This window comes from Rhizobium sp. 01T417, assembly GCF_056398905.1.
Window position 1 is genome coordinate 1 of the sequence record NZ_JBFTQH010000071.1, and the last position, 12,310, is coordinate 12,310.

The following is a 12,310-nucleotide window of genomic DNA, read 5'->3' on the forward strand; positions in this document are numbered from 1 at the left end:
CGGAAGGTTCGCGCGTGGTTGCGACCAGCATGCTGACCTTTGAGGTATTCTGCGTTGCCGCCGATAGCGCAACAGGGGCCATGACTCCGCTTGGATGACCGCAGCTGGCAAGAACTGCCGCGACGAGCAAAGGTGCAAGTGTCCGAACAGTACGGGCAGCAATCACGTTCCGGTTCCCTCATTGAAACGCAAGCACCTTACGGTGGCCGGGCTTTGGTGAAGTACTCTCACAGAAACGACGCGAATGTTACGTGCAATTCGCGCTCCATGCCCTAGGGCCACGACGAGTTTTAAGTAAGTGTTACCGAACCGCAACGAGCTTTGCCTGCCGCTTGGTTGCCAGGCAATCCGTCTGCTGCGCTTGGTCGTGCCAGGTTTGGTCGTTTTGTGAATTCGGTTCACAGATGCTTGGACCAAGTGACCGCTTATCACCTAAATCCAGTGCCTCCATATGTTCGCCAGTCAACCAAGCCGGCAGACCGGCAACATCATTTTGAGGCACATCATGCCAACTGCTCTCTTTGCTTTGACGATCGCGGCCTACGCGATCGGAACCACGGAATTCGTCATCGTCGGCTTGTTGCCGACCGTTGCTTCAGATCTCCAGATCAGTCTGCCGTTGGCGGGATTGATTGTCAGCGTCTATGCGCTCGGCGTCACATTCGGCGCGCCGGTGCTAACGGCTTTGACCGGGCGCATCGCAAGAAAACCATTGCTTCTCGGCCTTATGGCGCTCTTCATCGTCGGCAACGGCATGGCGGCAATCAGCCCAAGCTATGCTCCGTTGCTGGTTGCGCGCGTCCTTTCAGCCTTCGCACATGGCGTCTTCTTCTCCGTCGGCTCGACGATCGCAGCTGATCTCGTTCCCGAGAACCGTCGCGCCTCGGCGATCGCGATGATGTTCATGGGCTTGACGGTCGCCATCGTAACAGGCGTCCCGCTTGGCACTCTGATCGGTCAGATCTTCGGCTGGCGCGCAACATTTGCGGCGGTAGCAGGCCTCGGTGCGATTGCCTTCGTTGCGATTGCAGTGTTGCTGCCTTCGAACCTCAAGAAGGCACCGGCCGCCAGCGTCGGCGACCAGATCCGCGTGCTCGGCAGCGGCCGCCTGTTGATCGTCTTCGCCATGACCGCACTTGGCTATGGCGGCACCTTCGTCGCCTTTACGTTCCTGGCGTCGATCCTGCAGGAGATCACCGGCTTTGCTGCCAGCACGGTCAGCATCATCCTCGTGGTCTATGGCATCGCGATCGCCATTGGCAACGTCGCCGGCGGCAAACTTGCCAATCGCAGCCCGGTACGCGCCCTGACCGGCTTGTTCATCGCCCAGGCGATCGTGCTGGTACTCTTCAGTTTCACCGCGCCGTCGCCCTGGCTGGTCGTCCCGACGCTGGCGGCACTCGGCTTCCTCTCGTTCGCCAACGTGCCCGGCCTGCAGATTTATGTCGTGCAGTTGGCGAAGCAGGTTCGTCCCGCCGCCGTCGATGTGGCATCGGCCCTGAATATCGCCGCCTTCAACCTCGGTATCGCCGCGGGCGCATGGATCGGCGGCCTTGTGGTGGAATCTTCGCTGGGGCTTGAGGCGACACCCTGGGTTGGCGCAATTCTCGTGGGCGGAGCCTTGGTCCTGACGCTCTGGAGTGGCGCTCTGGACGGTCGTTCGACAGCGGATAGCGATACTGTGACCCAGCCCGCCTAACCCGCGAGGCGAATTCCGACGTCCCGGGAACGGTGGTTGACGTGAGCCCATCGCGTTGGCCACCATTGCTTCTGTGGACGGTGGAGTACCTGTGCGCCTAACTAGGTGGGGAAAGGCGGCGCCCCGGGAGGCGCGCTCCTCGGTGTTCCTCCAAGATGCCTCTTTTCCCGGTAAAATTGTGTCCTTGCTGACCACAATTTTCTTGCCTAACAGCGGCATGCTGCGACATACTTACAGCCGCTGATAGCCACTTGAATGCATGCCTAGAGACACCTTGCGAATTCGCGTTCTTCACGCAGTTGGGGTTCGATCAATGGAACATGTGTCGCTTCGCAGTATCACTGCATTTCTCAATATATCGATTGCAATGCTCGTCGCTTGTGGGGCATCGGTTCTGACCAGCGCGTTCGCATACGCACAAGATCCCTTTGACGATTTTCCGATGGTTATCAGCTGTGAATACAAGGGCACCTACCACGCATTCTATTTGTCCAGGGTGACGAAAGACGGCACCGCCACTTTTTCAGCCTCCGACCGGATTGCGGGGACGATTACGCTGGACGGTAAAGCAAAGGCCGTGGGCGGATCCGACGGGGGAAGCTGCTTGGGCAAAACCCTCAAGGAATTGCGCGAGTCAGGGCAGGCGCACGACCTTAAATCCTAGCCCCGCAACGCACTGGCTCTGGAGAATTGGCCGGACCAGGGCCAGCATGCGCGCGGGCCGTGGAGAAGTGCCGGAATGTCGTTCGACGTTGGGCCTGAACCTACGTCGCATGAAATAGCCTTCGAGGAGGCCGTCGGGGAGGCGGGCTTCATTTTCTAGGTGAAGGTTGGGAGGAGCATGGAAGAGCTGCGAACTCCTTTCAGGGTAACGGCTGGTCGCTTTCTGCGCTCGGTGCGCGTTTTCATATCCTCGGAGGTCGGCGGCACGGCAAAGCTTCTGACCGCATGCCTTGTCGTGCTCTTCCTCGCGATCAACGGGCTCAATGTGCTGAATAACTTCGTGGGCCGGAACTTCATGACGGCGATCGCCGACAGGCAGATCGCTGAGTTTGTCCGGCAGGCCATATTCTATCTTCTCGTGTTTGCCGGCTCCACGATCGCATCGGTTTATGCGCGCTTTACGGAGGAGCGGCTGGCCCTCACATGGAGAGACTTTCTGACGCGTCGCGCCGTCAATCTCTATCTTACTGACGGAGCCTTTTACCGCCTCGGTGTTTCGGGAGGACTCTCGTATCCGGATCAGCGCATTTCCGAAGATATCCGCGCATTTACCGTGACCACACTGTCCTTCCTGCTCATGATCTTCAGCAGCGGGCTAACGATCCTTTCATTTTCAGGGGTACTTTTATCCATCAACCCCGTCTTGTTCGCCGTGGCGGTCCTTTATGCTGCCTGCGGCTCGTTTCTCACGGTCTGGCTGGGCCGCCCGCTCATCAAGCTGAACTATGACCAGCTCGACAAGGAGGCGAGTTTCCGCACGGGGCTCATCCAAGCAAGGGAGAATGCAGAGCGAATTTTGCTGACCGGCAGCGAGCCGCGCATGAAGTCTTTTCTCGCGGTCCGAATTGATGACCTGGTGACCAACTTTCGCAACATAACATCGGTGAACCGCAATGTCGGCTTCTTCACGACGGGCTACAACTGGCTGATCCAGATCATCCCTGCATTGATTGTCGCGCCGGCCTTCTTCCGCGGTGATATCGAATTTGGGGTGATTACGCAGTCCGCGGCAGCATTCGCCATGCTGGTGGGCGCTTTTTCGCTGATCATCAACCAATTCAACTCGATCTCCAGTTTTGCTGCAGTGGTGGCGCGCCTGAGTACTCTTTCGGAGGCGATAGAGAGACCAAAGGGGGGTGCCAAGATTCAGGTCGATGAGACCCGGGACGACCTGTCGTATGAGAAACTCACGATATTGTCGGAGCGGGACGGATCGTCGTTGCTGCAGGAGTTGACCGTCGCCATCCCGCCTCGTGCCCGCGTCATGGTGACATGCGCTCGAGAGGACCAAGGGAGCGCACTTTTCAGGGCTACCGCAGGTGTTGCTTATCCCGGCACCGGCCAGATTTTTCGCCCCACGGCTGAAGGCATACGCTTCCTGCCGCAGCACCCCTATTTTCCGCCAGGGACACTTCGACAACTGTTCATTCCCCCGGCCGCGAGCCCGGAAATTTCGGACGAACGCATTGCGCTGCTACTTGCCGAATTTGAACTTCAGCGCATTTCTAAGATCGAGGAATTTCAACAAGAAGTGGAATGGCATACCGTTCTGACGCAAAGAGAGCAGTGCTTGCTCATGCTGGCGAGCGCATGCGTTGCGAAGCCGCATGTCATCTTGCTTGAGAGAACCGAGGCTATGGTTGGCTGGGAGACACTTTTCCGGATCATGACACGCTTTGCAAATGACGGCATCGCCTGCGTTCATATCGGAAGCGCCGCCGACATATCATCCTATGACGCCATCCTGGACTTTGACGATAGTGGCGCATGGCAGTGGAATACGCCGCATGACCGCGGGAACGGCAGCGGTGCAAAGCACGCAAATTGAGACGACAAAAAAGTCGATAGGAGGCTGATGATGACGAACGCCGCTCGTGCAACCAACGACCATCAGAAGACGAGTGCTCCGCTTGGGGCCGAAGAACTCCGCTTAATGGACGCCTATTGGCGTGCATCGAACTATCTCTCTGTCGGGCAGATCTATCTGCTCGACAATCCGCTACTGAGAGAGCCGCTCAAGCGGGAGCATATCAAGCCGCGGCTTCTCGGTCACTGGGGAACGTCGCCCGGCCTGAACATGCTCTATGTGCATCTGAACCGCGTGATCAAGCGCGACGACCTCAACATGATCTACGTGATCGGGCCGGGCCATGGCGGACCTTCGCTGGTCGCACATGCCTACCTGGAAGGGACATACAGCGAAGTCTACCACAATATCGGCCAGGACGCCGAAGGGATGAAGACCCTATTCAAGCAGTTCAGCTTTCCCGGCGGCATTCCGAGCCACGTCGCCCCTGAAACGCCTGGAAGCATCCACGAGGGTGGCGAACTGGGTTATGCCTTGAGCCATGCCTATGGCGCGGCCTTCGACAATCCGGACCTGATCGTCGCCTGCGTCGTTGGCGACGGCGAGGCGGAGACCGGCCCGCTTGCCACGAGCTGGCACAGCAACAAGTTTCTCAATCCAGCCCGTGACGGATGCGTACTGCCGATCCTGCATCTCAATGGCTACAAGATCGCCAATCCATGCTTCTTAGCCCGCATTCCCGAGGAGGAGCTGCGGAAGCTTTTCGAGGGGATGGGCTATGCGCCCCTCTTCGTCGAAGGGCACGAGCCCGACAAGGTGCAGCAGCAACTGGCGGCAGCGATGGATACAGCCGTTGCCGAGATCAAGCGGATCTGGGGGGAGGCGCGCGAGAAGGGCAATCTGAAACGCCCGGCCTGGCCGATGATTGTTTTCCGCACGCCAAAGGGCTGGACTTGCCCGAGTGAAATCGACGGCAAGAAATGCGAGGATTACTGGCGGTCGCACCAGGTCCCGATGGGCGAAATGGACAAGCCGGAACACATCAAGATCCTTCAGCAGTGGATGAAGGAATATAAGCCCGAAGAGCTCTTCGATGACGACGGTAAGCTGCGCGCCGAACTCGCTGCGCTAGCCCCGACTGGCATTCGCCGGATGAGCGACAATCCGCATGCGAATGGTGGCCTGCTCCTGCGTGACCTGAGGCTGCCCGACTTCCGTGACTACGAGGTTTCCGTACCTAGCCCCGGAGCGACGACGACCGAATCTGCCCGGGTGATGGGCAAGTTTCTTCGCGATGTCATGAAACTGAACCTGAACACCAAGAATTTCCGATTGTTCAGTCCCGACGAGAACAACTCGAACCGCTGGCAGGACGTGCTTGAGGTCACCAATCGTTGCTACATGGCCGAAATCTATCCCGAGGACGACCACCTGTCGCCCGATGGCCGGGTGATGGAGGTGTTGAGCGAGCATCAATGCCAAGGCTGGCTTGAAGGGTACCTTCTGACAGGGCGGCATGGCTTCTTCTCATGCTATGAAGCCTTCATTCACATCATCGACTCGATGTTCAATCAGCACGCCAAATGGCTGAAGGTGTGCAACGATATTCCATGGCGCCGTCCGATCGCGTCCCTCAACTATTTCCTGAGCTCGCATGTCTGGCGCCAGGACCACAACGGCTTCAGCCACCAGGATCCGGGGTTCATCGACCATGTGGTCAACAAGAAGGCCGAGGTGATCCGCGTCTATCTGCCGGCGGATGCCAACACGCTGCTTTCCGTTACCGACCATTGCCTCCGGAGCCGCAACTACGTGAACGTCGTCGTTGCCGGCAAGCAGCCGGCGCCGCAATGGCTGACTATGGATCAAGCCGTCAAGCACTGCGCCCAGGGCCTCGGTATCTGGGAATGGGCCAGTAACGACAAGGGCGGCGAGCCTGATGTCGTCATGGCGTGCTGCGGCGACGTGCCAACGCTGGAGACGCTGGCGGCGGTGCAGATGATCCGCGAACATCTACCGGAATTGAAGGTGCGCGTCATCAACGTCGTCAACCTCATGAAGTTGCAGCCGTCGAGCGAGCACCCCCATGGGCTTTCCGACGCCGATTTCGATGCGCTCTTCACCAAGGACAAGCCGATCATCTTTGCGTTCCATGGATATCCCTGGCTGATTCACCGGTTGACCTACCGGCGCACGAACCACGACAATCTGCACGTCCGCGGATACAAGGAGGAGGGGACGACGACGACACCTTTCGATATGGTCGTTTTGAACCAGCTCGATCGCTTCCACCTTGTCGAAGACGTCATCGATCGACTGCCGCAACTCGGTGCCCGCGCCGCCTACTTCAAGCAAGCGATCCGCGAGAAGCTGATCGAGCACCGGCATTACATTGAAAAGCACGGTGATGACATGCCTGAAATCACCGGCTGGAAGTGGGGCGTCCTCGGAGGGGCGGCAAGCAAGCAAAGGACATCGACGGAAGGCGACAACACGTAGCGTTCGGCGCAGCCGGGTGCCTCCCGGAGCCGTTGCTCCGGGGGGCACTATCAAAGACGATGCAGAGGACGCAGGCTGCTGGCGCCCGTTCGAGTGGCGAAGTGCGTATTGGTACGATGCCGTTGGCGGCAAGCGATTGCAAAGCTGTATGGGAGGGGAAGCCATGGTTGCGGTGTCACCCAGGCCAAACTTGGAGTCGGGGCTGACCGACGAGGACTTTGCGCGACTGCAGTTCACCTCGGTGCTCTACTATCTGCATTCTACGAACCCGGACAACGGCCTCGTTCGCGACAAGACGCAACCCGGCGCACCGGCAAGCATCGCTGCCATCGGCATGGCGCTCGCCACCATTCCCGTCGTCGTGGAGCGTGGCGTCCTCATTCGCGAGTTTGCCGTCAAGATGGTCCGGCGCAGGCTCGAATTCCTGATGCAATGCCACCAGGGCCCCGAGCCGGACGCCTCGGGCCACAAGGGCTTCTTCTATCATTTTCTCGACATTGAGACGGGACAGCGGGTGTGGGAATGCGAGCTGTCGACGATCGACTCGGCCTTTCTGTTCGCTGGTGCGCTGACAGTCGCCACCTATTTTGACGGGGAGAGCGCCGAAGAAGCGAAGATCAGGACGCTTGCGACGGAGCTATACGAGCGTGCAGACTGGAACTGGGCGCGGGATCAGGGCGCTACCCTGACGCATGGCTGGCGACCCGAGAGTGGCTTCATTCCTTACCGTTGGCGTGGTTATGACGAAGGCCTGCTTCTCTACATATTGGGGCTGGGATCACCGTCGCATCCGCTGCCGCCCGAGAGCTATGAGGCCTACACGGAAAGCTACGAATGGCGGAACATTTACGGCCGCGAGCTGCTCTATTCCGGTCCGCTGTTCACCCACCAGCTATCGCATATGTGGATCGATTTCCGAGGCATCCGCGATCAGTTCATGCACGAGCATGACAGTGACTACTTCCAGAACAGCCGGCAAGCGACCTTTGTCCATCAGGAGTATGCGATCCGAAATCCGATGCAGTTCGAGGGTTATGGTGAGCATTGCTGGGGATTTACCGCGTGTGACGGCCCGGGCTGGGTGAAGGCGGATGTCGGCGGGGTTCGTCGCGAGTTCTTCGATTATGTTGCCCGTGGCGCGCCCTTCGGGCCTGATGACGGGACCGTAGCGCCCTGGGTTGTCGTGGCATCCCTGCCTTTTGCGCCCGAGATTGTCCTTCCGACCGTCCGGAAGTTCGCGGGCATGAAGCTGGGGATGACTAGGCTTTACGGCTTCAAGCCATCATTCAATCAGACCTTCAAGGATCCGAACAGTCCGACTGGCTGGTGGATCAGCCCGTACCACTTCGGGATTGACCAGGGGCCGGTGGCGCTGATGATTGAGAATTACCGCACCGGCCTTTTGTGGACGCTGATGCGTGATTGCGAGCCTATTGTCAGGGGGTTGCGGCGAGCGGGGTTCACCGGCGGCTGGCTGTAGGCGCGCCCGCGGCGATCCACCCAACGATGCCCTGCCAAGTTGATCAGTGGGAGCCGCGAAGCTGGTCGTCCTTCAGCCAATTTCGATTGAAGACACTCTTCGTCCCGTCCGTCGCCTGCGACGTATGAACGATATCGTCCCGCAACCACCAGTCAATCGAGGTGGCGGGCGCCGATAGCGCGCCTTGTTCGAGGTCGGCTCTGACGAGGATTGATATCGATGGATCCCGCACCGTTTTGACGACTGCTGTTTCGGCCGCCGACAACGCGAACAGCGGTGCAACAACGCCCGTCACCAGAACGGACGCATAGACTGGGAGCGTTTGCGAGTACGACATGACATGCACCCCGCGTGAACTGCAGCAATACTACAATGTCGCAAGTCAAACCTACAGTCGACCCTCTATTTCCGGTGTTTTCTCGAATAGGATGCTCGGGGAAGCATAGAACAGCAATTGTTCCGCGGTCTGTCGCCTGCCGGCTCGTTCTACCGAGAATTCGCTGGGCATCGGGCGGCTTCAGTTTCAACGGTGCGCTCAAACGCGGCGGGCCGAGAGCGAGGCGATGTAATCGACGATCGAGGACTTGCCTGCCCGGTATGGAACATGCCGCATCATGCAGCTTGCGCTGATTTATGATTCGGCATGTCGGATCAATCCCGTTAGGGTGAATGCGGTCTCATCACCAATCCCGATCAGAAATATCGGCAGCGCGGTACGCCGATGTCAGCACTCCTCCCAATTGTCATGGGCGGGAGCGGCGTTTCCGTGGAAGGCGGCCGCGACTTTCCCCACCAGTTTGCGGGCCGGCGAGGCGGCAGGCCCGCTATCCCGGGTGGCGCGTGGAGCGGAATACGCGCTCGCAGCCGGGCCGCCTGTTCCGAGGTTGAAGCGGGCGATCAGTCGCGAGAGGTTCGAAGCCTCGTCCGCCAGCCGGTTGGTCGCCGCTGTCGACTCCTCTACCATGGCAGCATTCCGCTGGGTGACCTGATCCATCTCATTCACCGCCATGCTGACTTCCGACAGTCCCGTTGACTGTTCCTTCGCGGCCGTCGCGATCGAATGAACATGTTCGTTGATTTTGATCACATGCCCCTGGATCAGCCCGAGCGCCTCACCGGTTGCCGTCACCAGCGTGACGCCTGCGTCGACTTCCGCGCTGGAGCGGCCGATGAGCGTCTTGATGTCCTTTGCGGCGTTGGCGGAACGCTGCGCCAGTTCGCGCACTTCCTGGGCGACGACGGCGAAGCCTTTGCCGGCCTCGCCGGCGCGGGCCGCTTCCACTCCGGCATTGAGCGCCAGCAGGTTCGTCTGGAAGGCGATCTCGTCGATGACGTTGATGATCTGACCGATTTCGCCCGAGGCCTGCTCAATGCGTCTCATGGCTGATACGGCGTCCTTGACAACCGCGCTCGACCGCTCGGCGCTGCGGCGCGCCTCGTCGACCATATGGCTCGCCTCTGTTGCCCGTTCGGTGGAATTTTTCACCGCGACGGTGATCTCTTCCAAAGCGGAGGAGGTTTCCTCCAGCGAAGCCGCCTGCTGTTCGGTGCGCTTGGAGAGGTCGCCCGAGGCGCTGCGTATTTCGCTCGAGCCGCTGTTGATCGTGTCGACGGCGGCGCGCACCTCGCCGAGCACCGAGCGCAGGTTGGCCATGGTCGCGTTGACATTGTCCCTGAGTTCGCCGAAGGCGCCCTGGAACTCGCCGCGCATCGTTTCGGTCAAATCACCCTCGGCAAGGGCAGCCACGACACGCCGGGTCTCTGCGACGCCGCGATCGACGGAGGCCACCAGTTCGTTGACTTGCGTGGCAAAGCGGTTGAGGTCGGCATCGCCGTAGTCCTTGGCGATACGCCGCGTGAAATCACCGCCAACGGCGGCCAAGACCACCACGCCGATGCTCGACTGCAGATCAACACTCTTGGCATGAAGGGCAGCTTCATGTGCATTCAGCTCGCGAACCCGGAGGCCGTTCTGCTTGAACACTGCGACGGCGCGCGCCATGTCGCCGATCTCGTCGCTGCGCCCAGTGAAAGGGATCTCGGCGCCGAGATTGCCGCTCGCCAGGACACTCATGTTTTCGGTGATACGACCGATCGGCTTTGCCAGCGCTTTCGCGCCGAAGAGAGCGGCGCCGAGAAGAGTAATCATCACGAGAAATCCACCGGCGAGCGATGTGGTTTCCATCGAATTGAGGGCCACGTTCGAAGCTGCGGCGGCTGTTGTCGCACGGCCCTTTGCGATCGTGCCGGCCTCATCGAGGAGGGACATCGTCTTCTGGATGAGATCGATCTGGTGTGTAACGAATTCCCGTTCCTTGGCGGCGAGGCTTGCGTCGACGCCCGCCGCGCTCAGTTTCGTGCGGAGGAACTCCGCGAGCTGGCCGCTCGTGTTGTAATATTCGTCAACCAGCGCCTTGATGTTTTTCACCCGCTCCTGGTTGACCTGGATTGTCAGGATCGAAAGGGCCGAATCCAGGGCTCTGATGGCTGCGTCGTGATTGTCCCGCGCGGCGGACTTGGCCTGCAGCACCTCGTCCATGGCGTTCGCCAGGCGCATGTTCAGGCTCTCGATCTGCATGCCGCGAATGGCGGCCTTGGCCTCGACATAGTCGCGTGATGCGCCGACCTGTTGCCGTTCGAGTATGGCGCTCTGGCCGACCGAGCGATCCTCTAACCAAAGGCCAGCCAGCATGACGAGCATCATCGCAATGCCGGCAGCGGACATGAGGGCGAGTTTCGTGCTGATACGTGAAAAGAAGGCGGGTAAATTCATGTCGGTTATTCGCCTAGGGAAACCGGCGCGATCGTCATGAATTCCGGCTTCGGCATAAGAATGGCCGGACGCTCGTCATTTCGCCGACAACGTTGCAAGACCACGAGGCCGAAACGTCGGAAAACACTACTTTCCAAAATGCGCGCGACGCAGTGGTTCCGATCGGGAGATCTGACCTTGATCTTTCAAGATTTGAATAATCTCCATAGTTCGCATAGCATTTCTGGGTTAATAAAATGTAAATTTCGAGAAAAAGTTATAATTGACTTTCGTCAATTTGCAGAATATCGAAATAACTCATAGTAGAACAAAATTCAAATCTTGTTTGTTGCTAGGTACTATCAACAGATTTAATAGTGTTTGCCCTTAGTCACTCTTTTTTTATTTGAAGTACCGCTCTTGCTCAGTTTGGCCATTAGGGATCGCTCCACTGGGCAACGTCGAGTATCCCTTGTTGCCTTTGCCAGACGCCTTAAGAGTCCACGAATGCCGATGCCGTTATCTGACGACAAGAACAGGAACGGTCGAATTGGCGAGGACCTGCTGGGTTTGGCTGCCAAGTATCATTCTTCCGATGCCCGTGCGCCCATGTGAGGAAATAACGATCAGGTCGCAGTTTTTTGCCTGAGCAGTCTCGAGAATGGCCGTAGCAGGAGAGCTATTTATCTCGTGGACAAAATCGACCGTCACCTGCGCTTTCGCCGACTTGTTGCGGACAATTCTTTCGATCTCGATCAGGTCTTCTTTCACCGCGTGAGTATAGCTGTCCATGGCCTGTGCCTGAACTACTCCCTGAAGCGCAAAGCCAGCCAGCGGCACCGTGACGTTGATGACCGTCGCTGGAATGCCGAGCGCCTTTGCAAGTGCAAGACCGTGATCGACGCCCTTGGAAGCAAGCTCCGAGCCGTCGGTTGGAATGAGTATACGCTTGTACATGGGACATCCGTTCCAGATCGTGGTGCAATAAATTCATCCAAACCTAGCGGACTGTCCATGTCGAACATTGATCCGCGTCAAGATGGCGAACATGTTTCCCGATATTGACGAATGCGACGGAGGGCGCGCGACTTTAGACTCTGGCGTGCGAACACGAGAGGGCATCGCGGAACGTGGCAAAGCGCAGCTTCTAATGCCAAGGTAGGCGATGCCCGACCTGAGAGATAGGTGACAGAACGTACCGGAGACTTCGGTCATGGATGAGCGTCTTCGATTTGTCGCCCGTTTGCTGGAGGGCGAAGGTATGAGCGAGGTGTGTCGGTCGTTCGGGATCTCGCGCAAGACCGGCTACAAGATCTTCAATCGCTGCAAGGAGGACGGGCTGGAGGCCCT

Annotated in this window: 9 protein-coding genes and 1 pseudogene; 6 read left to right on the plus strand and 4 right to left on the minus strand. The window is 58.7% G+C overall.

Going from position 1 to position 12,310, the window contains the following annotated elements; genetic code table 11:
- A pseudogene (locus AC1DPR_RS30855) lies at positions 1-166 on the minus strand (esterase); the annotation flags it as partial.
- A 339-nt stretch (positions 167-505) separates the two neighbouring features.
- Between AC1DPR_RS30855 and AC1DPR_RS30860 the strand changes: the two are divergent.
- The 5 genes from AC1DPR_RS30860 (at position 506) to AC1DPR_RS30880 (ending at position 8,208) form a co-directional block, all read left to right on the plus strand.
- Positions 506-1,699, plus strand: a complete 1,194-nt coding sequence (locus AC1DPR_RS30860; RefSeq protein WP_025662783.1) for an MFS transporter — start codon at positions 506-508, stop codon at positions 1,697-1,699.
- Between the two features lie 313 nt (positions 1,700-2,012).
- Positions 2,013-2,363, plus strand: coding sequence for a hypothetical protein (locus AC1DPR_RS30865; protein ID WP_018858279.1), 351 nt, complete (start codon positions 2,013-2,015; stop codon positions 2,361-2,363).
- Positions 2,364-2,540: 177 nt separating this feature from the next.
- Positions 2,541-4,250 (plus strand): ABC transporter ATP-binding protein/permease, encoded by a 1,710-nt coding sequence (locus AC1DPR_RS30870; RefSeq protein ID WP_477817898.1) that lies wholly within the window; start codon positions 2,541-2,543, stop codon positions 4,248-4,250.
- A gap of 30 nt (positions 4,251-4,280) precedes the next feature.
- Positions 4,281-6,728 (plus strand): phosphoketolase family protein, encoded by a 2,448-nt coding sequence (locus AC1DPR_RS30875; protein WP_026371934.1) that lies wholly within the window; start codon positions 4,281-4,283, stop codon positions 6,726-6,728.
- 163 nt (positions 6,729-6,891) lie between these two features.
- The gene (locus AC1DPR_RS30880; RefSeq protein WP_018858282.1) at positions 6,892-8,208 is read left to right on the plus strand and encodes a glucoamylase family protein; all 1,317 of its coding nucleotides are present in this window, start codon (positions 6,892-6,894) and stop codon (positions 8,206-8,208) included.
- 43 nt (positions 8,209-8,251) lie between these two features.
- On the opposite strand, the gene AC1DPR_RS30885 is transcribed toward AC1DPR_RS30880, so the two are convergent.
- The 3 genes from AC1DPR_RS30885 to AC1DPR_RS30895 all read right to left on the minus strand — a co-directional run bounded on the left by AC1DPR_RS30885 (position 8,252) and on the right by AC1DPR_RS30895 (position 11,917).
- Positions 8,252-8,545: a hypothetical protein gene (locus AC1DPR_RS30885; protein ID WP_018858283.1), complete on the minus strand. Its 294-nt coding sequence runs from the start codon at positions 8,543-8,545 to the stop codon at positions 8,252-8,254.
- A gap of 387 nt (positions 8,546-8,932) precedes the next feature.
- Entirely contained in the window at positions 8,933-10,981 is a 2,049-nt protein-coding gene (locus tag AC1DPR_RS30890; protein WP_246733904.1) for a methyl-accepting chemotaxis protein, read from the minus strand.
- A gap of 498 nt (positions 10,982-11,479) precedes the next feature.
- Positions 11,480-11,917 carry a universal stress protein gene (locus tag AC1DPR_RS30895; RefSeq protein WP_018858285.1) on the minus strand — a complete coding sequence of 146 codons (438 nt, stop codon included), beginning with the start codon at positions 11,915-11,917 and terminating at the stop codon, positions 11,480-11,482.
- 256 nt (positions 11,918-12,173) lie between these two features.
- On the opposite strand from AC1DPR_RS30895, the gene AC1DPR_RS30900 reads away from it, so the two are divergent.
- Positions 12,174-12,310, plus strand: a 137-nt coding sequence (locus AC1DPR_RS30900) for a helix-turn-helix domain-containing protein (RefSeq protein WP_477817899.1), incomplete at its 3' end; no start/stop codon positions are given.

Coding starts and splice junctions, on each gene's coding strand:
- AC1DPR_RS30860 (WP_025662783.1), top strand. CDS start 506: ATGCCAACTGCTCTCTTTGCTTTGACGATCGCGGCCTACGCGATCGGA.
- AC1DPR_RS30865 (WP_018858279.1), top strand. CDS start 2,013: ATGGAACATGTGTCGCTTCGCAGTATCACTGCATTTCTCAATATATCG.
- AC1DPR_RS30870 (WP_477817898.1), top strand. CDS start 2,541: ATGGAAGAGCTGCGAACTCCTTTCAGGGTAACGGCTGGTCGCTTTCTG.
- AC1DPR_RS30875 (WP_026371934.1), top strand. CDS start 4,281: ATGACGAACGCCGCTCGTGCAACCAACGACCATCAGAAGACGAGTGCT.
- AC1DPR_RS30880 (WP_018858282.1), top strand. CDS start 6,892: ATGGTTGCGGTGTCACCCAGGCCAAACTTGGAGTCGGGGCTGACCGAC.
- AC1DPR_RS30885 (WP_018858283.1), bottom strand. CDS start 8,545: ATGTCGTACTCGCAAACGCTCCCAGTCTATGCGTCCGTTCTGGTGACG.
- AC1DPR_RS30890 (WP_246733904.1), bottom strand. CDS start 10,981: ATGAATTTACCCGCCTTCTTTTCACGTATCAGCACGAAACTCGCCCTC.
- AC1DPR_RS30895 (WP_018858285.1), bottom strand. CDS start 11,917: ATGTACAAGCGTATACTCATTCCAACCGACGGCTCGGAGCTTGCTTCC.